Source organism: Rufibacter ruber, assembly GCF_001647275.1.
Classification (GTDB): Bacteria; Bacteroidota; Bacteroidia; order Cytophagales; family Hymenobacteraceae; genus Nibribacter; species Nibribacter ruber_C.
Genome location: NZ_LRMM01000017.1, coordinates 40,381 through 65,556, shown reverse-complemented (window position 1 = coordinate 65,556; position 25,176 = coordinate 40,381). Strand labels below are relative to the sequence as shown.

17 protein-coding genes and 1 pseudogene are annotated in these 25,176 nt (G+C 52.4%); 8 read left to right on the top strand and 10 right to left on the bottom strand.

Annotated elements, in window-relative coordinates; all coding sequences use genetic code 11:
* Positions 1-5 precede the first annotated feature (5 nt).
* The 3 genes from A8O25_RS08915 to A8O25_RS08905 form a co-directional block, all read right to left on the bottom strand.
* On the bottom strand, positions 6-425 hold the full coding sequence (locus A8O25_RS08915; protein ID WP_066833771.1) for a hypothetical protein: 420 nt from the start codon (positions 423-425) through the stop codon (positions 6-8).
* Between the two features lie 224 nt (positions 426-649).
* Complete coding sequence (locus tag A8O25_RS08910) at positions 650-3,154, bottom strand: M56 family metallopeptidase (RefSeq protein ID WP_066833768.1); 2,505 nt, start codon at positions 3,152-3,154, stop codon at positions 650-652.
* Positions 3,147-3,524 carry a BlaI/MecI/CopY family transcriptional regulator gene (locus tag A8O25_RS08905; RefSeq protein WP_066833819.1) on the bottom strand — a complete coding sequence of 126 codons (378 nt, stop codon included), beginning with the start codon at positions 3,522-3,524 and terminating at the stop codon, positions 3,147-3,149. Before A8O25_RS08905 ends, A8O25_RS08910 begins: the two co-directional genes overlap by 8 nt.
* A gap of 233 nt (positions 3,525-3,757) precedes the next feature.
* Here A8O25_RS08905 and A8O25_RS08900 point away from each other — a divergent pair, with 233 nt between their 5' ends.
* Complete coding sequence (locus tag A8O25_RS08900; protein ID WP_066833762.1) at positions 3,758-4,885, top strand: glycosyltransferase family 4 protein; 1,128 nt, start codon at positions 3,758-3,760, stop codon at positions 4,883-4,885.
* 609 nt (positions 4,886-5,494) lie between these two features.
* Complete coding sequence (locus A8O25_RS08895) at positions 5,495-6,739, top strand: M16 family metallopeptidase (RefSeq protein ID WP_066833759.1); 1,245 nt, start codon at positions 5,495-5,497, stop codon at positions 6,737-6,739.
* Positions 6,740-6,838: 99 nt separating this feature from the next.
* On the opposite strand, the pseudogene A8O25_RS08890 reads toward A8O25_RS08895, so the two are convergent.
* A pseudogene (locus tag A8O25_RS08890) lies at positions 6,839-8,052 on the bottom strand (pyridoxal phosphate-dependent aminotransferase).
* A 600-nt stretch (positions 8,053-8,652) separates the two neighbouring features.
* On the opposite strand from A8O25_RS08890, the gene A8O25_RS08880 reads away from it, so the two are divergent.
* Entirely contained in the window at positions 8,653-9,456 is an 804-nt protein-coding gene (locus A8O25_RS08880; protein WP_066833754.1) for a M57 family metalloprotease, read from the top strand.
* Positions 9,457-9,874: 418 nt separating this feature from the next.
* On the top strand, positions 9,875-10,672 hold the full coding sequence (locus A8O25_RS08875; RefSeq protein WP_066833752.1) for a M57 family metalloprotease: 798 nt from the start codon (positions 9,875-9,877) through the stop codon (positions 10,670-10,672).
* 239 nt (positions 10,673-10,911) lie between these two features.
* Here the strand turns inward: A8O25_RS08875 and A8O25_RS08870 are convergent, their stop codons facing one another.
* From A8O25_RS08870 to A8O25_RS08845, 5 genes are all read right to left on the bottom strand, one after another.
* The gene (locus A8O25_RS08870) at positions 10,912-13,575 is read right to left on the bottom strand and encodes a S8 family serine peptidase (protein WP_082893535.1); all 2,664 of its coding nucleotides are present in this window, start codon (positions 13,573-13,575) and stop codon (positions 10,912-10,914) included.
* Positions 13,576-13,940: 365 nt separating this feature from the next.
* On the bottom strand, positions 13,941-14,867 hold the full coding sequence (locus tag A8O25_RS08865) for a transglutaminase-like domain-containing protein (RefSeq protein ID WP_066833746.1): 927 nt from the start codon (positions 14,865-14,867) through the stop codon (positions 13,941-13,943).
* 438 nt (positions 14,868-15,305) lie between these two features.
* Positions 15,306-16,934 (bottom strand): acyl-CoA carboxylase subunit beta, encoded by a 1,629-nt coding sequence (locus A8O25_RS08855; RefSeq protein WP_066833739.1) that lies wholly within the window; start codon positions 16,932-16,934, stop codon positions 15,306-15,308.
* A 263-nt stretch (positions 16,935-17,197) separates the two neighbouring features.
* Entirely contained in the window at positions 17,198-18,217 is a 1,020-nt protein-coding gene (locus A8O25_RS08850; RefSeq protein ID WP_066833736.1) for an MlaD family protein, read from the bottom strand.
* A 13-nt stretch (positions 18,218-18,230) separates the two neighbouring features.
* Positions 18,231-19,007, bottom strand: a complete 777-nt coding sequence (locus A8O25_RS08845; protein ID WP_066833733.1) for an N-acetylmuramoyl-L-alanine amidase family protein — start codon at positions 19,005-19,007, stop codon at positions 18,231-18,233.
* Between the two features lie 68 nt (positions 19,008-19,075).
* Between A8O25_RS08845 and A8O25_RS08840 the strand changes: the two genes are divergently transcribed.
* The 4 genes from A8O25_RS08840 (at position 19,076) to A8O25_RS08825 (ending at position 24,608) form a co-directional block, all read left to right on the top strand.
* Positions 19,076-21,763 carry a putative LPS assembly protein LptD gene (locus tag A8O25_RS08840; RefSeq protein WP_153042665.1) on the top strand — a complete coding sequence of 896 codons (2,688 nt, stop codon included), beginning with the start codon at positions 19,076-19,078 and terminating at the stop codon, positions 21,761-21,763.
* A gap of 145 nt (positions 21,764-21,908) precedes the next feature.
* Positions 21,909-22,727, top strand: a complete 819-nt coding sequence (gene panB / locus A8O25_RS08835) for a 3-methyl-2-oxobutanoate hydroxymethyltransferase (protein WP_066833727.1) — start codon at positions 21,909-21,911, stop codon at positions 22,725-22,727.
* A 208-nt stretch (positions 22,728-22,935) separates the two neighbouring features.
* A complete protein-coding gene (locus A8O25_RS08830) occupies positions 22,936-23,619 on the top strand; it encodes an RluA family pseudouridine synthase (protein ID WP_066833725.1) in 684 nt (227 codons plus the stop codon).
* Positions 23,620-23,867: 248 nt separating this feature from the next.
* On the top strand, positions 23,868-24,608 hold the full coding sequence (locus A8O25_RS08825; protein WP_066833722.1) for an acyl-CoA desaturase: 741 nt from the start codon (positions 23,868-23,870) through the stop codon (positions 24,606-24,608).
* 61 nt (positions 24,609-24,669) lie between these two features.
* Here the strand turns inward: A8O25_RS08825 and A8O25_RS08820 are convergent, their stop codons facing one another.
* Positions 24,670-25,176, bottom strand: a complete 507-nt coding sequence (locus A8O25_RS08820; protein WP_066833719.1) for a DUF418 domain-containing protein — start codon at positions 25,174-25,176, stop codon at positions 24,670-24,672.

Genomic DNA, 25,176 nt, shown 5'->3' with positions numbered 1-25,176 from the left:
CCCTGCTATACTTTTTCAAAGATGGTATTTCTGGGGCGCTGGGGTTTCAGCTCTCTCCCATTCAGGTAGATTTTGCCTTTTTCTACGTCAACCAGATACTCCAGCTCTGGGTTGTACGGGAGGCTGTACCCGGTCTCCGGATCAAAGACCTTGCCCAGCTGTAGGTAGTAGCGCAAACCAGTAGCGATGTCTACGCTGTAGCTTTGCCATTTTTTCAGGGCGTTGGGCAAAGGCATGGCGCTACGGCTGCTATCAGGGGTGTACGTGGGCATAGGCACCTGCTTTGCCTGGCGTTGGTGGTGTCTGTCTTCAAAGGCTTTGAACCTGGCCAGAAACTCTGTCAAGCCAGCGGGAGGCGTCTGCGCCTGGGCCGCCCCTGCCCCAAGAAGAAGGCAAAAGGCCAAAACCATCTTTACTGCTTTCATCTTTCCTCAGGTTTAATTAAAAAATACGCTGCCGCCGGGCAAAAATGTACACCACCTCTGCCTGCACCTATTCCTTTTACGAAGATAAGCAACTGGCGCTTTGGCTGGAAAAGAAAAAAGCACCTTTACTTTGGCTATCTGTTTTGGGCCTGTTTTCAGAAAAAGAGCCCGAAAACGGAAACGTTCTCGGGCTCTGGAGGGCAACACGTACTATAAACAAAAAACTAATTGGCCTCAAACCGGTAAGGCAGGGTGTATTTTACATTCACCGCCTTCCCGTTCTGCTTTCCAGGTTGCCATTTGGGCATACCTTCAATGGCTTTGACCACTTGTTGGTCTACCACGGGGTGTAGCTTTTTCAGTACTTGCACCTGCTTGGTCACGCCGGCGGTGTCCACTACAAAAGAAGCCACCACGCTGCCGTTTACCTTTAACTGCCGCACCTCTTCAGAATTCCCCACCTGCTCTTTCAGGTAGATCATCATGGCGGTAATGCCCCCAGGGTATACTGGCATCTGCTCCACCGCAATATACACCTTGTCCTCTGCCACGGCTTTGGCTGCAAACGGAACATCTTTGGCCGGAGAATCTTTCTGGGCTATTCTGTAAGGGATGGTGTACCTCACGGCCACTGGCTTCCCGTTCTGGGTACCGGGTTCCCAATTGGGCATGGCGGTAATGACCCGCACCATTTCCTTACCTAGTTCGGGATTTAGACTTTTCAGCACCTCCACTTGCGTGATATTACCCTTGTTAGTCACCACAAAAGAAGCAATCATGGTGCCATGAACTCCCTGCCTCATGGCTTCTTTAGGCATTACAAAGTTTTCTGCCAAGTACTTGAACATTGCCTTTTGACCACCTGGAAATTCGGGCATTTTCTCTACGGCAATATAAATCTTGTCTCCTTCTGCGGTGGTGGTGGTGGCAAAGGATGCAGCAGGCGCCTTTGCCTTTTTGGCCTGCTCTGCCTTGTATTGCGCGAAAGTCTGCCCAGCCAGAACTTTATGCACACGTGCCAGGCTAATGGTCTCTATATGCGGCACCGGTTTCCCGTTTTCCAGCGCAGGAGACCATCTGGGCATCCTTTTGATCACAGCGGCCAGTTCCCGGACCAAGGCACTGGTTAGAGCCGCTGAGTGCAGGGGCTTACTTTCTACTGACACGCCGGTTACCTGGCTTACATATCCGTCTTTGTTGATGAGTACTTCGGCTTTGCCGAGCCAGGCAAACGTAAGGGGCTTGTTTCTGTCTTCGCGCAGTTCAAACAGGAGCTCCGGAAGCTGAAAATTGCTGGCTATGAAATTGGTCTTCGCGCCTTCGCCGCCCGGGAACTCAGCCGGCCTGGTTATCCCCGCCAGGTTCGCCTCAGTGCTTACCTGCGTCTTTTGCTGCACGCCGGCATTGGCAGAGCGGGGCACAAACTCTGTACTAACAGAGGCAATAGTTATGGTAGTACTGGAAGCAACCGCTTTGCCGTCCTTCACCGCGGGTGACCATTTGGGCATGCTGGCTACCATCCGGCTGAATTCCTGCCGTACCGCCTCCTGTACCTTAGCATGGTTGGGAGACACCTCTAACTGGACGGGTCGTTTGAAGACAGCTGAGCCGTCTGCTTTGACTTCCACCTCAACAGACCCAACCACCCGTACGGGATCATTGCCTCTGCGCAGCTCAAACGCTACCGCCGGTAAATAAAAGTGACTCTTCACATACTGCTTTAACCCCTCCTGACCACCGGGAAACTGGGCACTCTGATTGTCCTGCGCCCCAAATGAAAGCCAGCCAGAAGCATTTTGCTGCTGCGGGGAGAGCGGCACCAGCGATGCCGGGCGGGTAGCCGCCACTAGAACCACTAACCCCAGCAAAAAGGGGACCACCAGCAGCAGCCGGCCAAATCTGGGGGAATGGTGTTGCTTTTTCATCATCTTAATGCGGCTTAGGGTGAGTGATTTGTTGAAAAAAAAGTAGCTGGCCACGCTCAGGTCTAGCTTCTGGAAAACCTGTTTCAGCAGCAGGGAAGAGTACACCTGCGTGTCTGTCTGGCTTACCACACGGGCATCTGCAATAAACTCATGGGTCTCCTCAAGAGCCCGCTTGTACAGCACCAGCAGCGGGTTAAACCAGAAGACAATGCCCAGCAGACTGGCGAAAAGAATATCCCAGCTGTGGCACTGGGCAATATGCACCTGCTCGTGCTCCAGAATCTGGTCGCGTTCTAGGGTGGTAAGGGGCTGGCTGTTGTCAAAATAGATGCTGCGCAGGAAGGAGAAAGTGGGCAACCGGCCGTTGGTGTAATAGACAGGGACTTTATCTGCCAGAAAAAAGACAGACCCTTCTTTATGCGCAAACCGGTGCAATTGAACCAGCTGGAAAGCCAACCTGCCCGCAAAGAACAGCGCGCCCGCACCGTAAAGGAGATAGAGCACGAGCCAATACCCCAAACTGTCATCTTCTACCTGTACCTGCGCCCCCCAGGCCACATCAGCGGTCTCTACGGCAAATGCAACAGGAACCGCCTCTGCCACTGGTTCTGCTGGCTGCGCAAAAAGGCTCACCACCGGCAGCTGCAACAGCGGCAGCACCACCGCCAACAGCAACGCCCCCAGCAGATAGAAACGGTTGAACTGGAAACTTGTCTCCTTCCTGAGCACCAGCACAAAAAAGAGGTAGAAGAGCAACAGAACTCCCGTTGACTCTAACAGGTACTGCAGGAGGGCATCATTCATCTTTGTCTTGGTTAAGGTCGTTCTTTACATGCTTGAGCATTTCCTCCAGTTCCTGCAGGTCCATGTTCTCCTCTTTGGCGAAAAAGGAAACCAGCTTCTTAAAGGAGCCGCCAAAATAGCCGCCCAGAAAGTTCTTCAGGTAGAAGTGGCGGTACTCGTCTCTGGCCACCAGCGGGAAGTACTCATGGGTCTTGCCGTAGGCCTTGTAGGAGACAAAGCCCTTCTTCTCCAGAATGCGCACAATGGTGGAGACGGTGTTGTAAGCGGGCTTGGGCTCCGGCAGCTGGTCCAGAATGTCTTTGACAAACCCCTGGTTAATGTTCCAGAGCACTTGCATGACCTGCTCCTCGGCCTTGGTGAGTTCTTTCATAGTAGTGTTGCGCTTGTCTATCCCAAACATAAAACTAAATACTTAGTTTTCAAACTATAAGTTTAGTTTATTTTACTTTTTATTCCCTGCCCTTATATCTTATGTAAGAAAAAGCGGTCCCGCCTGACTAATAGCTGGGCCTCCCGGGAGGTGCGGGAGAGCAGCCTCCCGGCCTTGCCCAACGCGCACAGTTGCAGGATGCCGGCATTTTCTTTTAATTTTGCCTTCAGCTTATGAAGATAGGATACGACGCCAAACGCGCTTTCACCAATGCCTCTGGCCTGGGCAACTACAGCCGATATGTCATCTCTGGCATGATGGTGCATTTCCCCGGTGACCAGTACGCGTTGTTCACCCCCCGGCAGAAAGAGCTCTTCAAGCAATTTTACCCGCCCGTGGCCAGAACCCAGGTGATTCTGCCAGTCGGGCTGGGCAAACGCCTCTCCTCTATGTGGCGCACCTTTGGCCTGCGGGCGGCATTGCCTAAGCACGGGGTGCAGGTCTACCACGGCCTCAGCAATGAGCTGCCCTACGGCATTGACCGCACCAAGACCAAGCTGGTGGTCACCATTCATGACCTTATCTTCCTGCGGTTCCCAGAGCTCTACCCGGCCATTGACCGCTACATTTACCGCAAGAAATTCAAAGACGCCTGTGACACCGCCCACCAGATTGTAGCCATCAGTCAGCAGACGGCGCAGGACCTGGAAGAATTTTTTGGCGTGCCGAAGGAGAAGGTGCAGGTGGTTTACCAGGACTGCGATCCTGTTTTTCAGCAGTTTTTTGAAAAAAAGGCCCAAAACGCGGTTCGCGCAAAGTACAGTCTGCCCGCTGAGTTCATCCTGTGCGTGGGCACGCTGGAAAAGCGCAAGAACCAGCTGCACCTTCTAAAAGGCTGGCACGCGGCGGGCGCGCCGGTGCCGCTGGTGTTCATTGGGCGCAAGACTGATTACTATAAGGAGCTGCAGGCGTTCATTACCCGGCACAGGCTAGAGGAGAAGGTGCACTTTCTGCCGTACATCCCGTTCCAGGAGCTGCCCGTGATCTACCAGCTGGCCACACTGTTTGTGTACCCGTCAATCTTTGAGGGCTTCGGGATTCCCATAGTAGAGGCCTTGAACTGCGGCGTGCCGGTAATCACCTCCACCGGTTCCTGCTTTGCCGAGGCCGGGGGCCCTGCCGCCCGCTACGTCTCCCCCACTGACACAGACGCCATGTCTCAGGCCATTCAGGAAATCCTGGGCAGCCCTGAACTCCAAAAGGAAATGGTGAAGAAAGGGCTGGAACACGCCCTGTCTTTCAGGCCGGAGGTGACAATCCCCCAGCTGCACCAAGTGTATGAACGGGTGTTGAAATATTAATTCCTGTAAAGTGTATACAGAAAGGTTAACCGCTGTTTTTGGCCTGTTTTGGCCAAAATAGCCTGAAAACGCAAACCTGCGGCAGCCCCTCTGCTGGCGCGAGTCTCCAGACTCGTGACCTTTTGTGGGTGGAGTCTCCAGACTCCCGTTTAACTTTTTGTGGTTCCCGGCGAGTCTGGAGACTCGCATCACTTTTTGTCCCGAGTCAGGAGACTCGCGCCAGCGCATGAATATTTTACAATTAACCATCAGCAATTTCAAAAGACCTTGTAGCGTCCGGAGGACCTGCGAGCGTCTGTGCCAATAGCCGCTGCTTTTACCAATTGGACACTAGTACCCTCATCCTAACCTTCTCCCAGAGGGAGAAGGAACACCGCAATTTGCGTTTCTGGCCTGTTTTCTGGAAATCAGGCAGAAACGCTCTTTCAATTCTCCTCATTTCCAAATTTTCAAATCTTCTCATTTTCACATTGCACTCCTGCACGGCAACGCTTTGAATTCCTAATTACCAATTCTTAATTCTCCACTCCGTACCTTTGCAGGCTGTTTACTCCCGTTGGAATGAATGGCCCCGCAATAGTGTTTCAATTGTAAACGCAGAAGAAGAACTTGACTAAATTACCAGATTACCATATCCATACCCTTTCCAACGGCATTAGGGTGCTGCACAAGCAGGTGCCGCACACCAAGATTGCGCACTGTGGTTTTATGATGGACATTGGCTCCCGAGACGAGCTCCCGCATGAACAGGGACTGGCCCATTTCTGGGAACACATGGCCTTCAAAGGCACCCAAAAGCGTAAATCGTTCCATATCCTGAACCGGCTGGAGACGGTGGGCGGCGAACTGAACGCCTACACCACCAAAGAGAAAATCAGCTTCTACGCCTCGGTGCTGGAAAACCACTTTGAGAAGGCCTTTGAGCTGCTCACAGACATCACGTTCAACTCTACTTTTCCGTCTAAAGAGATTGAGAAGGAGCGCGGCGTGATCCTGGAGGAGATGGCCATGTACCTGGACACGCCCGAAGACGCCATTGTAGACGAGTTTGACGACGTGGTTTTTAAAAACCACCCGCTGGGCAATAACATTTTGGGCACCCGCGAAAGTGTGAGCCGTTTTCAGAAGGAAGATTTCCAGGCTTTTATTGACCGCAACCTCAGCACAGACCGGCTGGTGTTCTGCTCAGTGAGCAACTGGCCCATTGAGCGCGTAGTGAAGCTGGCTGAAAAATATCTAGGCCAGATACCGGAGAAGATCCAGCCCCGCCAGCGGCTCACCTTTCAGCAGTATGAGCCGCAGACGCTGGTGGTGGAAAAGGCCATTCAGCAGGCGCACTGCGTGATAGGCTGCCCCGCCTACGCCCTCACCGACCCCAGAAGGCTTACCTTCTTTATGCTGGTGAACATCTTGGGCGGCCCCGGCATGAACTCCCGGCTCAACCTGGCGGTTCGTGAAAAACACGGCCTGGTGTATACCATTGACGCCAACTACGCCACCTACATTGACACCGGCCTGTTTGGGATTTACTTCGGCACCGAGAAAAAGCAGCTGAAGCGCACCATTGGCCTGGTCCTGAAAGAACTGAAGCTGCTGCGCGAAAAACCCATGGGAAGTGTGCAGCTGCACACGGCCAAAGAGCAGCTCATGGGTCAGCTGGCCATGGCCGAGGAAAGCAACATGGGCTTCATGATGATGATGGGCAAGAGCATTCTGGACCTGGGCACCATTGAAAGCCTGAATGAGATTTTTGAGCAGATCAGAAACATTGAGGCCAAAGACCTGCTGGGCATTGCCAATGACACCCTGCGTGAGGAAAACCTGAGTTTCCTGCAGTACGTACCCAACGCTTAAGCGGCCCCAGATGCGCCGGAAACAGGAAACGGGAAGATCTGTCATCTTCCCGTTTCCTGTTTCCGGCCTGTTTTTTGAAAATCAGCCCAAAAACGTCTTTTACACTTGCTGTTGGTAATCCTGCAGGAACAGGGCTAGTTTGTCAAGGGTTTCGTCAAGCTCCACAATGGTGGGCAGGTACACTACCCTAAAGTGGTCTTGCTGCGCCCAGTTGAAGCCGGTTCCCTGCACCAGCAGCACGTGCTGGTCAATCAGAAGGTCCAGCACAAACTGCTCATCACGGTGAATGTTGAACTTCTGCACGTCAATTTTAGGGAAGAGGTAGAAAGCCCCCATAGGCTTTACGCACGTGATCCCGGGAATAGAGACCAACTTGTTATAGCAGGCGTCACGCTGTTTGGCAAGCCTGCCCGTAGGCAGTACCAGATCATTTATGCTCTGGTACCCCCCAATGCCGTCTGGATAGCGAACTGCGCCGGTACGTTGCTGCACAGCCGCATGCTGGCCAGGGCGTTCAACCCCTCTATGTATGATTTAGCCGTTGAGAGTTTGCCGCTCACCACCAGCCACCCCGCCCTGAACCCCGCGGCGCGGTAGTTCTTAGACAAGCCGCCAAACGTTAGAAACAGCACATCTGTAGAGAAAGAAGCCGTGGCGTGGTGTACGGTGCCCTCATACAGAATCTTGTCATAGATCTCATCTGAGAACACTATGAGGTTATGACGTTCGGCCACAGCCACCACCTGCCGCAGCACCTCTGGCGGGTACACCGCCCCGGTTGGGTTATTGGGGTTGATCAGGACAATCCCTTTGGTGCGAGACGTGATTTTGCTTTCCATATCAGCCACGTCTGGATACCAGTCAGCGGCCTCATCACAGAGGTAGTGTACTGCCTTGCCGCCAGACAAGTTCACCGCGGCCGTCCAGAGCGGGTAATCAGGGGCTGGCACCAGAATTTCATCGCCTTCATTTAAAAGAGCCTGCATGCTGAGCAAGATCAACTCGCTGACCCCGTTGCCAATGATAATATCGTCTACCTGCACGTTCTGGATAGCCTTGCTCTGGCAGTAGTGCATAATGGCTTTACGGGCGGCAAACAGCCCTTTAGAGTCTGTGTACCCTTGGGCATTGCGCAGGTTCATGATGATGTCATGCACAATTTCATCTGGGGCATCAAACCCGAAGGGGGCGGGGTTACCAATATTCAGGCGGGTAATCTTGAACCCCTGGCGTTCCAGATCCATGGCTTTCTCAAAGATAGGGCCCCGTATCTCATAGAACACGTTGTCTAACCTGCTGCTCTTCTTTATCATACAACCGCAAATGAAAGGGCTAAAGTTGAAAAGAACAACGGGTACTGCACTTAAAGCCACCCGCCACGGTGAATAAGACTTAAAAATAGATCCACTAACTGCACTTTACTTCGGCTATGAAAATTGCTACCATATTTGCCGCACGCACGTTTGCTTACAAAAGAAGGATTGGGTTAAACCTAACTCATGAAATTGCGTAGGGAGTACCCTTCACTATTTTCTATTGATGCCAAATTCTCTTTCTGCTCACCTTTGCTTCTCCAGAAAGAGATAATACCATTTATAGTAAACAAAGCAGGTCTGTACTGCTCTTTACAAACTCCTATTTTTAAGCTTTATAAAATTCACAATAAAACCACCTATGCGTTTAACCTTTATTTTCACCAAATCCCATTCATTAAATAATTACTAAGATTTAAGCATTATTGTATTATTAATTAATTTAATAAATGAGTAGCTATTTTTTAAATATAAACTTCAATCTATCCTGCCAATATAAAATCCATATGATCGAATAAAAATATTTATCAAACAGCTTGTAAATACAAACCAATATTCATAATATAGGCTTATCTTTTAACATAACCCCCAATAAGCTTTATGAGAAAATTTTACACAATCCAGCTGTTTGCTGCTGCCTTACTGTTAGGAAGCACCGCCTGTTCCACCACTGAGGAGGAAGTAGTAGAAAAGGCCGCCGTCTCAAAAGACACCCTTGCTAAAATCTACGAGATGGGCTTTGGCACTACTGATGTACAGGTAGTAGAAGGTGGCTATCTGGTGGAAGGAGACATCCTGTTAACCGATGAGCAACTAAACACCACGCATGACGCCAAATTCCTGCGTGTAGGGGAGACGGAGCAGTACCGCACCACTAACCTGGTCAACGTAGGCAGCGGCCGCACCATTAACGTAGCAGTCTCTACCACCCTGCCTACCGCTTACGCCACAGCGGTAGACGAGGCTATTAGAAGATACAACGCTGAAAACCTGCTCATCAAGTTCAGGAGAGTATCTTCTGGGTACAACATCTTACTGACCAAGTCGCCCACCAACGCCTCGTACCTAGCCTCAGCGGGCTTCCCCTCTGGCGGAAACCCGTACAACAAGGTACTGGTGAACTCCACCTACTTAGGCTCAAATCCGGGCACCAACTACCTGGCCACCATCCTGGCGCATGAGATTGGCCACTGCATCGGCTTCCGCCACACAGACTACATGGACCGGAGCTACAGCTGCGGCGGGGCCTACACCAACGAAGGGGCCAGCACCGTGGGAGCCGTGCACATTCCCGGCACCCCCACCACCGCAGACGCCACCTCCTGGATGCTCGCCTGCGTTGCCACCGGGCAGAACCGTCCGTTCAACTCCAATGACCGCACAGCCCTCAATTATCTTTACTAAACAGGCATGAATTTCAGCACTAGCTAAGGAAACAAGCACCTTTCACTAGCGCTATTTACTGTTTAAATCCAGGGTGAATTACAAAATTCACCCTGGATTTGTATTGCCTTTATTTTCCTAATTATACCAACCAATTTATTTTATTAATTTTCTATTAAACGGCAAAACCTCACCCGCCTTTTATTCGTTAAAACCAGCACCTATCCCATCCATCTACATTCACCTTTTTTTACAGTACTCCAAGTTAGCTACCGGAATAATTATTCTTGTTCTGACAATTGATATTCTTTAGCATAAACATAAAATAAAGTCTATTTCACAGTAATAACTTTTACCTGTTTTCAACCTTTAAATATCCAACCTATACTCCTACTTATCAACCAACCATTATTTTCAGCAACCCCCTAACAAACAATTTATGAAGTTACCTTACTCCCTCAAACTTGCGGCAGCAGTCTTAGTACTTGGCAGCACCTCTTGCTCAGTAGATGAAGAAGCCGCCGTAGAAAAAGCAGCCATCTCCCAGGATACACTTTCAAAAATTTACGCCATGGGTTTCGGGACCACTGATGTACAGGCCATGGAAGGCGGATACCTGGTAGAAGGTGATATCTTCTTAACTGACAAGGAACTGGACAGCAACCATGATGCAAAATTCCTGAGGGTTGGCGAGACGGAACAATACCGTACTACCAACCTGGTAAATGCCGGAACCGGCCGCGTGATCACCGTTAGCATGTCTAGCCGCTTGCCTTCCAGCTACGTGGCTGCCTTAGATGAAGCAATTGCCCGTTACAATGCGCAGGGGCTGTTGATCTCCTTTAGGCGCGTGGCCTCTAACGGAAACATAGACATTGTACGGGGCAACGGCAGCTACCTGGCCTCAGCGGGCTTCCCCTCTGGCGGAAACCCTTACAGCAGTGTGAAGGTGAATTCTAACGCCATAGGCTCTAACCCGAACACCAACTACCTGGCCACCATTCTGGCGCATGAAATTGGCCACTGCATTGGCTTTCGGCACACTGACTACATGGACCGGAGCTACAGCTGCGGCGGGGCCTACACCAACGAAGGGGCCAGCACCGTGGGAGCCGTGCACATTCCCGGCACCCCCACCACCGCAGACGCCACCTCCTGGATGCTCGCCTGTATTGGCACAGGCCAGAACCGTCCGTTCAACTCCAATGACCAAACGGCGCTGAACTATCTCTATTAAACACACCTCTAGGTTGGATATAAAAAAAGGCCTCCCTAACCGGAGGCCTTTTTTCATACCCTTTGCCTAGCTGGTGGCAAACATAACTTCAGGCAAGGCCCTAAAATAAAAGCTGTTTTGGGGCTACTTTTCAAAAAACAGCCCGAAAACAGGAAAAGAATCAGAAGGCTGTCTGCAACCGGCACACCACGTCACCTCTACTACAACGGTTTTTCCCCAGAATCAAACTAACGTTCTCCTTAGAATACCACCACCCGCGCCTGCAGCAGCTGCCCTTGGGCTGACACCACTCTCACCATATACAGACCTGCCGACAAACCTGCAGTAGACAAGGACTTCACCGCGCCGTCTTGATGGGTTTGCCGTAGCAGACGCCCCAGGTGGTCATACACCAGAATCTGGCTTTTTTGGTCATCATGGGTGATCAGGCTTAATTCATTACCGGCTTTGATGGGGTTAGGGAACACCTGGATATATTTTGCAGGAGCAAACACCACGGCCTCTGTTGGGCTGTAGAAGGTCTGGCCGGTGCTGGTGACCACCTTGATTCTGTATTCGTTTCTGCCAGGGGCTGGCTCCAGGTCCTGCAGCACATAACCAACCTGCCGCGACAAAGGAATCTCTGATAGGGTTCTGAACTCACTGCCAACCTTCTTTTCCAGAAAAAGCGCCGCCACCCCGTACGTGGTGCTCAGCTCTAGATTTAGCAGAACCGTGTCTGTGACAAACCGCTGCGCCAAAAAATTCTTTATGTAACAGCTTACCCCTTGCTGTGCATAGTGAAGGGTGAGGCTGCGCTGTCCATTTAGACCTGCAACCAGCGGGCTTACGGCATAATACAGGGAGCCATTCGTATTCTTAGACAGTACCACCATGGTGTCTGCTGTCTGCACCAGAGGCTCCAGAAATTTCTCCCCCAGGCTATACACCTGGTACTGTTCTGCGCCTTCTGCTTTGGGCCAGAAAAGCATCACCTCCTCCCCGCACTGGTACCCCACCTGCATCTGCAGTACCGGGCTCACAACCACCGTTCCTGTGGCAAACACTTCGGCCCCTATGACCATGCGCAGTTCTGCCAGCCCGGCGGTGTCTGCGGGAGCTGTCCAGTCAAGCTGCTCCTTAGCCAAATCTACCCGCTCTTGCAGCACCTGCCAACGCCCTGGTGCCGTTCCAGCCCATCTGAACTCCAACCGGCCCTTCTCCCCGGTATTAATAGGCTGGTGCCACCGGAGCCTGTTTTTCTCATCACTCCTTAGGGGGCTCCCGGCCGTTGGGTAGGCCCATGCAAATCTCTGCTCAAACTCATACACCACGCTGAAGTCCTGATCACCTGCATTCACCCCGAACCCTGTCACATGCAGCTCATAGGGACCTGCCTCTGGCAACGCCAGCGTGATCTGCTCCACATTGTTCAGACGGTCCACCTGCCGGCGGGCGGGCAACAGCAGGGAGTCTTTATGCGGAAACGTGCTAAGTCCCCACGGCAGCCACTCCTGCCCAGTAGCAGGAGAGGTTAACTTCAGGTCCAGGTCGTTGAGTAACGCAGCGGGGGCGTTGGGCAGACCTTCTACCTCATGCCAGACCAAGGTCGCTTTTAGCCGGGATGTTCCAGCCGGAACCAGAACGGGAATCTTCTGTACCTGCCCCTGCCCTACTTTCCCCAGCACAAATCTGTTCTCCTGCACAGCCTGCACCGCCCCCAGCGCATCTGCGTTGCCAAATCCGGCGGCGTAGTCCACCTCAGGGCTTCCTTTATCATCTGCGGCATTGAGAATGGCGGCTTTCACCAGGTGCGACGGCGGCAAATGCCCGCCCTGCTGTTTCTGATACGCCTGTTGCACCAGCAGCGCAATGCCAGACACCACCGCAGCGGCCTCAGATGTGCCAGACTCCCCAAAGGCCACTACCTCCGGCTTGATTCGCCCGTCATAGGTGGGGCCGCGCGAGCTGAGCAGCCCCACCTGCCCCGCCGTATCTATTGCCCCCACGGTTAAGGTATTTTTTGAAACTTTGAACTGCCCGGTGAGATTTGCAAAGCCCGTCAGGGCGGCATACGGCCCATCTGCCGCGGCCTGGTTTCCGGCGTTGCCGGAAGAGAACACGTGCAGCAGCTCTGGGTACTGCAACACCTGCCGGTCATAGGCCTGGCTTTCCAGCCCGTAATAATTCTCTACCCCCACCCCGTATGAATGGTTCTGCACCGTTACCCCCAGGGTTTTCAGCTGGTTCAGGTTATCTGGCATGAGGTTGGCAAAATCTGAGGCCGTGAGGGTGCTCTGCCAGGCCACGCCCTTTCCGGCTGGTGAGGAATTGCCGCCGCCGCCAATGAGTGTGGCCATAGTGGTGGCATGCGGATTGGCCACTCCCGTAAGCCCCGCTGAGGGAATCACCCTGTGTTTGAAATCAATGTCTGCCGAGTCAAACTGGTTCTCTTTCACTGACGCCACCAGCCCTACCCCGGTTAAGTGGGGAAACCGCAGGTGCAGCGCCTCTACGTTATTTACAGTAAGGTCAGCGTTCTGCAGGTGCGCCTCTTCCCGCGCCTCTCTGTTTGCTACATCTACAAAGGTTACCCAAGGGCATTGCGTCAGGGCCAAATAATCTTTAGAATGTAGGTTTGAAAGAAGGGTTGTGCGGCTGGCTGAGTCTACCTGAAGTAGCTGGGCGGTGGGCAGCGTTTTGGAAAGCCACTTGGTGAAGGATGGAACATCTGTTACCTGCACCCGCACCTGGCGCTTGCCTTTACTTTTCAACTGCCTCAGAGCGGGAGCCAGTTTTGCTGTTGTCTCATGGGCAGAAAGAGGCGCTGGCGCGTTTTGACCAGCAACAGGAGCTACCGCCCCTGCGCACAGAACCGCCGCCAGAAAAGCACTTACAATAAAACGAGTCAATGTATCTCCCATAAAGGCTCCTTCTCCTGCCACAGCATAGAAAGATACATATTTTCAGCTTCGTTTCAAGTGCCTTGGGCTTACAATCTGCCTTATAAGTAGAAAGATAAAATAAATTATACATTATCATACTGGAAGGATCTTGTGAGCGAACTAGAGAAGCTCTTTTTGGCCGCTTCTGCCGTTTGCCACCGAGATCCTTTCAGGATGACAGAGAGTAAAGTATGTATAGGTATTTCTGTCCAAGTACTTAAGTTACCATTGCCCAACATTTCAACGCCGCAGGAGGAGCATAAAAAAAAGCTGCCCCTCTGAGCAGCTTTTCAATCTTTCTGTTTTCGGCCTGTTTTACAGAAAACAGCTCAAAAACGCATTTCTTACCAATCGTCTCCTTCCTTAAAATCTTCATCACCTGTCTCGTCTTCGCCCTCAGAAGGGTCTTTCTCTTCAGAGGCAGAGGCTACGGGATCATCAGAGAGCACCTCCAGCAGTTTTTCTATTTCTACGGCCTTCTCAGGATCGTTCAGTTTCTCAAAAGACAGAGAGAGGTTCCGGAGGGCGCGGCGCACAATGTCAATGGGTGCGCACGGCTCATAGAAGATATCCACCGGGTTCAGGTTCAGCTGCAGAATGTAGTTGTCAATGTCTGCCTTGGTGAGAATAAGCCCCCGGTTGTAGACATTGATGTAGAACTGCGGAAGAATATCGCCTTTAAACGTAAGGACAAAGAGGTTGGGCAGGTTTACCCCGTACACGGGCAGCCCCAGCCGCTGCGCCAGGTTCAAATAGATCACACACAGCGAGAGCGGATTCCCCCGCTTAGACTCCAGCACCTGGTTGAGCATGGAGTTGGCCGGCGCGTGAAAGTTCTTGGTGTTGGCTGAGAAATGGTGCAGTTTGAAAAGCACGTGGTTCAGCGCTTTTACCTGGTCATACGGGTGCATGTCTTCCTTCACGTGCACCCAGGCCTCATAATAGAGCTCGGCCAGGCGCTGGTTCAGTTGCTCCAGCGTCACGTCTGGGTATTGGTAGGTATTGACCAGCCACATGCCGTGCAACAGGTCAGTTGCCCCCTCCTCTTTCCAGGCCTTCATTCTGCGGCGCAAGGCCTCATACTGCAGGTCATGGATCAGGTCTTCCAGCTTTTTCTGGTAATCTGGGTTCAGGCTTTCCTCCCAGGACTCCTCCAGAAACGGAATGATGGTCTCCCCCAGCTCTACAATTTTGCCCTGCACGTGCGCCACCACATCCGGGTCTTCATCATCTAACAGGGAAATAAGCGCTTTTATCTCTTTGTTCGTCAACTCTATTCAATTAAGAATTTAAAATTAGGAATTAAGAATTACATCTGCTCAGAAAACCTAGCAACAGATTCTCCAAAACCCACTTTTAGAGAACGTGAATCAAGGACAAAGCGTTTCCGGGCTGTTTTTCTGAAATCAGCCCAAAAACGCATTTCATCCTCCTTCCTTGGTTTGCTACTGCTTTTGAACCTGCCCACCAGTGCCTGCAGTCCTGTTTCTGGCCTGTTTTCCTGAAAACAGGCCAGAAACGGAAACCAGAGCAGAAGTTTGTGCCAGACACCTCTTGCCCTTCGCCCGCCTCTGGCGAGCGTGGGGTACAAACGGCGTCCCGCTTCAACTACACCCGTGATTCGGCCAGAGGCCGAAGACAGCCCACACTCGCCAGAGGCGGGCCAGGGAATCCCTGTCAAATTCTTAATTCTTAATTCTAAATTAAAATCAGGTTTGGATCACGCCTACGTTAAAGGGCTTGGTGATAGGCGCGTGGTTGGCGGCCTCAATGCCCATGGAGATCACTTTGCGGGTTTCCAGCGGGTCAATGATGCCGTCTACCCACAGCCTCGCCGCCGCGTAGTACGGACTCAGCTGTTCATTGTAGCGCGCGGTGATTTTGTCCAGCAGTTCTTTTTCGGCCTCCGGGGTGATCTCTTCGCCTTTGGCTTTGAGAGACGCCACCTGGATCTGCAACAAGGTTTTGGCCGCCGAGGCGCCGCTCATCACGGCCAACTGCGCCGTGGGCCAGGCGTAGATGAGGCGCGGGTCATAGGCTTTGCCGCACATGGCGTAATTGCCCGCGCCGTAGCTGTTGCCTACAATAATGGTAAACTTGGGCACCACGCTGTTGCTCATGGCGTTCACCAGTTTAGCCCCGTCTTTAATGATGCCGCCGTGTTCGGCTTTGCTACCCACCATAAAACCAGACACGTCCTGTAAGAATAGGAGCGGAATCTTCTTCTGGTTGCAGTTCATGATGAACCGGGCGGCTTTGTCTGCGCTGTCTGAGTAGATCACGCCGCCCATCTGCATCTCGCCTTTCTTGCTTTTCACAATCTTGCGCTGGTTGGCCACAATGCCCACGGCCCAGCCGTCAATGCGGGCTAGGCCGCAGATGAGGCTCTGCCCGTACAGGTCTTTGTAAGGCTCAAACTCTGAGTTGTCTACCAGCCGCAGAATAATGTCCATCATGTCATAGGGCTTCACGCGGTCCTGGGGCAGAATCCCGTAGATCTCCTTCGGGTCCAGTTTCGGCTGCGCCGATGCCACGCGGTTGAAACCGGCTTTGGGGTTGTCGCCCATCTTGTCAAAGATGTTGCGTATGTGGTCCAGGCACTCCTGGTCGGTTTTGAACTTGTAATCGGTTACGCCGGAGATTTCTGAGTGGGTGGTGGCTCCGCCGAGGGTCTCGTTGTCAATGGTTTCGCCAATGGCCGCTTTCACCAGGTAAGAACCCGCCAGAAAGATGGAGCCGGTGCCTTCCACAATCATGGCCTCGTCACTCATAATAGGCAGATACGCGCCGCCCGCCACGCAAGAGCCCATGATGGCCGAGATCTGCACGATGCCCTCACTGCTCATGATGGCGTTGTTTCTAAACATGCGCCCAAAGTGCTCTTTGTCTGGGAAAATCTCGTCTTGCATGGGCAGGAAAACGCCCGCGCTGTCTACCAGGTAAATGACCGGCAGTCGGTTCTCCAGGGCAATCTCCTGGGCTCTAAGGTTTTTCTTAGCGGTGATGGGGAACCACGCCCCCGCTTTCACGGTGGCGTCATTGGCCACTATCATGCACTGCCGGCCTTTTACGTAGCCAATGCCCGTGACCACGCCGCCGCTGGGGCAGCCGCCGTATTCCTGGTACATGCCTTCGCCGGCAAAGGCGGCAATCTCCAGGAATTCAGAATCTTCATCTATTAAATATTGAATGCGCTCACGGGCGGTAAGTTTTCCTTTCTCGTGCTGCTTGGCAATGGCTTTCTCGCCGCCGCCCTGTGCCACCTTTTTAAGTTTGGCTGAAAGCTGAAAGGAAAGCTGCTTGAGGGCGTCTTCGTTCTTGTTGAATTCAATGTCCATGATGGGTGCGTACAATAGATGTTGTTGGGTACGGGAATAGTGAAGCAAAAAGCCTTCAGGTGCAGAGGTTCTACAGAAGGCGCCCCTTATTCTCTGCATACGGTTCGTTTACAAATATAGAAATTATGGCGAGCCAACCTAACACCTGTTAGCAAAGTTTCTTTTTTTGGTAAACGGAAGAAACAAAAAAGCGTTTCCGGGCTGTTTTTGAAAAACCAGCCCGGAAACGCTTCCTGTAGGGTATCCCTTCTCAGGGGTAAACGTTAGTTTTTCTCTACCTCCTCCACCGTGCCTGCCTTCTGCACATTGGTGGCATTTTTTACTTTAGCGGCTTCTTTCACGCTGCCGGCTTTGTCAACTTTGGTACCGCCGCCAATCTGCAGCAGGGAGAAGTGCACGTAGCGTTTAGGGTTGGCTTTCAAGTCCATCAAAAGGGCATTCAAACTCTCAGAAGAGGCATTCAGGTTGCGGTACAGGGAGTCGTCATTCATGATGCGGCCCAAGGTACCGGTGTTCTCATTCAGCCTGCGCATGGTCAGCTGGGCCTGCGCCACGGTGCTGTCCAGCCCCCGTATGGTCCGGTTCACTGACTGAATATCAAAAGTGTCTGAGAGGGTGTTCAGGTTAGAGGCCAGCTGACTGAATTTGGCCTCAGTCCCCCGCAGGGAAGCGGTTAGCGCGGCCAGGTTGCCCGTAATCTGGTTGATGTTGCCCTGGTTAGACAAGGCTATCATGCGAAGCGCCTCTGAGGTGGCCTCTGCATTGAGCAAGATAGACTGGATGCTCCGTTTGGCATCTTTGTCCAGGAACTGGTTCAGTCTGACCAACGTGGAGTCAACCGTATCTAAAACCGGCATGGCTTTTTTGGTGAACATATCGGTCAGGCTTTCCTTCTGGAAAGGGATCAGGTGTTCCCCGCCTTCATAGCGCGTCCTGTTCCGGCCCATGTACAGTTCTATGGACTTGCCTCCCAGCAGGTCTGAACTCACCAGCTGGGCCACGGTAGAGTCTCCCACTTCAATGTCTTTGTTGATCGCCAGCGTGACCATGATCGCGTTCCCCTTGTTCTGCTGCAGCTGCATCTCCTGCACCAGCCCCACCCGCAGACCATTCAGCACCACCGGGTTTGATTTGGTTAGGCCTTCTACGTTCTGATAGGTGACATAATAGGTACGGGTATCTGAGAAGATATCTGTTCCTTTGAGGAATATATAGCCCACATAGAGGAGTACTACGGCTACAATGCCGAGTAGCGCCACTTTGAGTTCTTTAGAAAATTTCACAGTGTAGGATTAGTTAGTTCATGGCCTCCAGCTCTTGCTTGTATTCTTTGAAAGCGCGGTAAATGCCTGATGCCATATACGTTTGATTGGTCTTATCGTTGAGAAACACTTCTTCCTTGGGATTGGTCAGGAAGCCAATTTCAATCAACGCGCTGGGCATGGCTGATTTCCAGAGCACTAAGAAGCCCGCCTGCTTTACGCCGCGGCTGGAGCGGCCCACTTTATGTTTGAATTGCTGCTCTACTTTCTGGGCAAATCTAAGACTGTTGTCAATATAGGCGCTCTGGTACAGGCTGAAAAGAATATGGCTCTGCGGGGAGCTGGGATTAAAGCCGTTGTATTTCTCTTTGTAGTTTTCTTCCTGCAAGATAACCGAGTTCTCGCGCTGGGCCACAGACAGGTTGCTGGTGGTTTTGTGCAGCCCCATGGTATAGGTCTCGGTCCCGAAGGCGGCGCTGGGGCCGGAGTTGCAGTGAATGGAGATAAACAAATCTGCGTGGTTCTTGTTGGCGATGCCCGCCCGGTCAATCAACTCTACAAACGTATCATTCTTACGGGTGTAGATGACGTTCACGTCTGAAAGATTTTCTTCAATCAGGCTGCCCAATTGCAGGGCCACCTTTAAGGCAACATCTTTCTCTTTGGCAGAGTTACCGTTACACCCGGTGTCTTTCCCCCCGTGACCGGCATCAATCACCACCGTGCGTATTTTCACTTCCTTCCGCTTGACAGGAGTGAAGGAAGGCAGAAATAAAAGAACAAGTACGGTAAGCAGGACAATATTTTTCACGGTATGCGTTAGTTAAAAGCTATTGTTAATAACTTTGTAGCTAAGTAACAAAATAACAAAAACTTTACTTGATTCCGAAAAGATCCCTCCAGTTTTTGGTACTAGGCCTGTTGCTACTGGCTGCGTTTTTTTCCGGCACAGAGGGAAATGCACAAGTACGTCCCGCCTCTACTACCACCGCCTCACCTGACTCTGTCACCGTTAACGCCGCCGCTGATACTACTAACGCCGCCAAGCGCGGCGATATTGAGACCACTATCAATTATAAGGCCAAAGATTCTATCAGGTATGACGCCATCAGCCAGATCATGTTTCTGTACGGTGACGCGCACATTGATTATGGAGAGATAGCCCTGGACGCCGCCTTTATCCAGATCAACTGGAAAACCAACATCATCACCGCCCAGGGGGTGCAAGACTCTACCGGAAAGCTCCAGCAGCAGCCGGTGTTCAAAAACGGGGCGGAGACCTACCAGGCGGAGAGCATGACCTATAACTACAAAACCAAGCGGGGCAGGGTCATGGGGGCCATCACCACCCAGGGGGAGGGCTACATTCACGCGGAGACCATCAAAAAAAACGAGCTGAACGAAATTTACGGCCAGCACGCCAAATATACCACTTGTAATCTAGAGCACCCCCACTTTTACATCAAGGCCACCAAAATGAAGGTGATTCCCAATGACCGGGTGGTGGCCGGGCCGTTCCATCTGGTGTTTGCAGACGTACCAACGCCCATTGGGTTTCCGTTCGGGTTCTTCCCCTCACCGCGCACCCGGGGGTCTGGGGTGATCATTCCCACCTTTGGCGAGTCTGCCCAGCTGGGCTATTACCTCAGCAACGGGGGCTTTTACTGGGCCATGAATGAGTACATGGACATGCGTTTTACCGGTGATATTTATTCCCTGGGAGGCCATGCGGTAAACGTACAGTCTAACTATACCAAACGGTACAAGTTCAACGGCAGCTTTAACATCAGGTATGCCTCTAATAAAGGGAATGAAAGCATCCCGTTTGGCCGCACCACAGACCAGGTGCTGAACCTGGGCGATTCAAAAGACTTCTCCCTTAGCTGGAACCACACCCCTATCACCTTACCCGGCAAAGGGCAGTTCTCAGCAAATGTGAATGTAAGCAGCCAGTTTGCCAATATCAGAAACCCCAATGCTACCATTCAGAACACTTTATCCCCCAGCTTTTACTCCACCGTCTCTTACCGGAAGAGCAGCCCCAATTCGCCTATCAGCTATGATTTTGTTCTGGCCCAATCCCAGACCAATTCATATGACGTAACCAAACCCCAGGTCATGACCCTCAACCCCCAGGCCAGCTTCTCGGTATCCAGCCAAAGCCCTATTGAGTGGTTTGGCGGCACCCTCACCGGCAGATGGATTGAGGGGATCAGGCTGGGGTATAACCTGCGTTTAAGTCAGAATATTTCTAACAATGTACGGTTGAATGGCGGGCAAAGCTATCCGTTTACCAATGTGGCAAGCCGTGACACCATTTACCCTATCAGCTTTACGAACCTGGGGGAGATCTACCGTAACAGCAACAGACCCACCATTACCCATGATATTCCTATCACTTTAGGGACAGTAAACCTGTTCAAGTATTTCAAACTCACCCCTGGCGTAAGCTACAGTGAAAGCTGGTTTACCCGCAAATACACGTATAGCAGCCTTCCCGGGAGTGATGTGTTGAAAGTAGACACCCTCAACGGATTACACCGGGCCTACCAATACTCCGGCAACCTTTCCCTCACCACCAACATTTACGGCATTGCCCAAATCAAAGGGAAAAAGCTGGAAGCCATCAGACACACGCTCACCCCTTCTGTCTCTTATAACATTACCCCAGATTTTGGCCGGCCGGAGTATGGTTTTTACCAGCGGGTACAGACAGACAGCCTGGGCAATTCCAGACTGGTCTCCAGGTTTGGGGAGGGCGCCTCTGGTATTCCGGGCGTTGGATTCAGTAGCGCCATTGGGTTCAGCATTCAGAACAACGTGGAGATGAAAGTGAAGACAGACAGCGCCGGGGTATTCAAGAAAGTGAGTCTGATTGACGCCTTTGGCATTAGTGGCTCTTACAACATGGCCGCTGACTCTTTCAAACTTTCTACTATCAATGTCAACCTGAACACCAGGCTGTTCAATGATTTCGGGTTCAACCTCACCGGTAGCTTTGACCCTTACCAGTACGTGAACGGCCGCCGGGTTAGCCGGTATCTGCTGCAAGACGGGGGCCTGCGGTTTGCCCGCCTCATGAACCTGAATTTCAACACCAGCTTTGAGCTAAACCCCACCGCCCGTAAACAGCAGAACACAGCCGCCGCCAACACGGGAGCTCCACAGCCTACCAACCTGCCGTCACTGCAGCGCAACCTGACCGCCGCAGACTATGTGGAGTTTAGCATTCCCTGGACCATGTCAGTGCAGTTCACCTCCAACTTCGCCCGTGACTTCAGCACTGACCGCCTGGTGAACAATGCCACCTCTGCGGGGATCAACGGCTCAGTGACCCTCACAGATAAATGGGCGCTGACCTACACCACCAACTATGACTTCAAAAACAAGACACTCAGCTATACCAGCCTGAACATAAACCGGGACCTGCACTGCTGGCAGATGTCTATCAGCTGGGTGCCGCTGGGGCCGTTCCAGAGTTACTCTATTAACATCAACGCCAAATCTTCTCTGTTGCAGGACCTGCGCATAAGACGCAGCGAGAGCGCCACCGGCAGGTACAGATAAGTAGAAGCACCTGCATGAAACTGCACCAGAAGGCCATCTTTGAGATGGCCTTCTGTTTTTCACCTGTTTTGGCGAAAAGAGGTCAAAAACGCTTTTGGTACGGTAGGTTCTTTTATACCTTTGCCCCGTTCAAATTCATACTGCTATGTCGGTTCACAAACCCGAAGTCAAGATTGTCACTACCCACCAGCTGCACAGCATGAAAGAGCGCGGGGAGAAGATCTCTATGCTCACCGCCTATGACTACTCCATGGCTACCCTGCTGGATGCCGCCGGTACAGATGTCTTACTGGTGGGTGATTCGGCTTCTAATGTGATGGCGGGCCATGACACCACGCTCCCCATCACGCTGGACCAGATGATCTACCATGCGTCTTCAGTGGTGCGCGGGGTGCGGCGGGCCTTTGTGGTGGTAGACCTCCCCTTTGGCTCGTACCAGGGAAATTCCTCAGAAGCCCTGCGCTCAGCCATCAGGATCATGAAAGAATCTGGCGGCCACGGCGTGAAGCTGGAAGGCGGCGTAGAAATCAAAGAATCCATCTCCCGCATCTTAAGCGCCGGGGTACCGGTTATGGGCCATCTGGGGCTTACCCCGCAGTCTATCTATAAGTTCGGGACCTACTCAGTGCGCGCCAAAGAAGAGGCCGAGGCTGAAAAACTCCTCTCTGACGCCCGCCTTCTCCAGGAACTGGGCTGCTTTGCCATTGTACTGGAGAAGATTCCGGCCTCCCTGGCCAAACGGGTGGCAGAGGAACTGCATATTCCCATTATTGGCATTGGGGCCGGACCGCACGTAGACGGGCAGGTGCTGGTGATCCATGATTTGTTAGGCATCACCAAGGAATTCAAACCACGCTTTCTCCGGCGGTACGCCGAACTGCACGAAACCATCACCACGGCGGTCAGCAACTACGTGAGTGACGTGAAATCCCGCAACTTCCCCAGCGAAGACGAGGCCTATTAGTCCCTGGTCTTCAACTACAGCCCCAGAGAAGACTGCCCGCGCGGTGCCCAGACTACCTGAGTCGCTGCTGAAGCCGAGCACCTCTTCTCCCAGCAAGTCTGTTTTGGGGCTGTTTTTCTGAAAACAGCCCCAAAACAGAAGGTTACGTTACCCACAGTACCGCTCTCTCTGAACAGCAACCAAAGACTATCTCTCAACCAGACAGAAAATGCCCTACCCGCCCCTAGACGTTTTGTTTGAAGACAACCATGTGCTGGTGGTAAACAAACCAAGCGGGCTGCTGGTGCAGGGCGACGAAACCGGGGATGTTCCTTTATCTGAGCTGGCCAAAGACTACCTGCGGGAAAAGTACCAGAAACCCGGCAATGTCTTTATAGGAGTGGTGCACCGGCTGGACCGGCCGGTAAGCGGGGTGGTGGTGCTGGCCAAAACCTCTAAGGCCCTCACCCGGCTGAACGAGCAATTCAAAACCCGTAAAACTCAGAAAATCTACTGGGCCATTACGCAACGGGCACCCCAGCCCGAGGCGGGCACGCTGGTTCACTGGCTGGTGAAAGACCCCGCCCGCAACGTCACCAGGGCCCTCTCCTCAGAAAAACCCGGTAGCCAGCGGGCTGAGCTGAGCTATACTCTGTTAGCGACCAGAGGCGGGCAACACCTGGTGGAGGTAAGACCCGTGACCGGGCGCCCCCACCAGATACGGGTCCAGTTGGCTTCCCTGAAATGCCCCATTCAGGGTGATGTGAAATATGGTGCCCCCGCCCCCCTCCCCAACAAAAGCATCTGCCTGCACGCCCGCGAACTGGGATTTGAGCACCCTGTCCTGAAAACCTGGGTGACGGTGCAGGCCCCCCTGCCGGCCATTCCCGCCTGGCAGCCGTTCCAGCCCTAGGTTCCTTCTACACTTCGGGCGCTGGCCGCACACCTGTTTCCGGGCTACTTTTTAGAAAACAGGCTGAAACCAGGTAGGGCGGCCGCTGCGTAAAAGGTACGGCAAAAGTGATTTTCGTCATTTTTCCAGATTTTTAAAGAGTGCTTTTTGTTAGGTAAGCAGCTTGAGTTGTAGCTTTGTGAACTTATTCTCCCTGAGACTGTTTCTTTAAGTGCCTGTACAGGCGTAAACCAATTGCATCACCCAGCATGATTATCCTTATTTTCTTTGTAGCGCACTGGTATCTGTCGCTGTTTGTTCAGACGTTCTACCTGCACCGCTATGCCGCCCACAAAATGTTCACCATGAACGCTTTCTGGGAAAAATTCTTCTTCCTGTTCACCTACATCAGCCAAGGCTCATCATTCCTCTCACCCAGGGCCTACGCCATTCTGCACCGCATGCACCACGCGTTCTCAGACACAGAGCGCGACCCGCACTCCCCGCACTTCTCCAGCAACGCGTTCACCATGATGTGGAAGACCAAGAACATCTACAATGATGTTCTCAAGCACCGCGTGGAGCCGGAGATGCGTTTTGACGGCAATTATCCGGTTTGGAGACTGGTAGAGCGCATTGGCGACCACTGGATCTCCCGCATTGCGTGGGGCACCTTCTACGTAGTCTTTTATATCTATTTTGCTGAGTACTGGTGGATGTACCTGCTGCTGCCCGTGCACTTCTTAATGGGTCCTATCCATGGCGCTATTGTAAACTGGAGCGGCCACAAATACGGCTATCAGAACTTTGACAACCATGACAAGTCCAAGAACTCCCTGTTCTTTGACTTCCTGACCGGCGGCGAGCTGTTCCAGAACAACCACCACAAACTGCCTAACCGTGTGAACTTCGGGGTGAAATGGTGGGAGGTGGACCCTACCTACCCGGTGATCTGGACCTTAGACAAGCTGGGCATCATTAAACTAAAGAAAGCCCGGGTTCAGTCATAAAACCTGATGGATATTGTTAAACACCTCCCCAACGGTCTGAAACCGTTGGGGAGGTGTTTTTTTATCTTCTGGTAAAATAGCGCACCAGTTTCTCAAAAGGCCCCTGCCCAAAGCGGCCCAACCACCAGTAAGACGCCAGTACTTGTACCAGAACCAGCACCAGGTAACCAACCCATAACGTGACGGGTGCCACCTGCCCATACCAGCCCAAGCCGTACCCAAAGAACAGCCAACTGAACAGTAGGTTCTGCAGCAGGTAATGGGTCAACGTCATCTTCCCGAAGGAGGAAAGCAGAGCCACCACCCTTCGGGCTACGCCCGAAACATAGAAGGCAACCGGCAGCAGCAACAGCAGCAAAACGTTCCCGGCATAGAACACTGCTGTCAGCGCCAGTTTCAGAAGTTCCGTCTCCCATCCACGCCCCTGCTCCCCCCGCAACCCCAAAACCTGGATTAACACACCGGCCAGAAGCAGTGACATGCCCGCGGCGAGCAATACGCGCACAACAACTTTGGGGCGCAGGAACTGCTCATACTGTTTGCCCTCACCCAGCAGGTACCCCAGCAA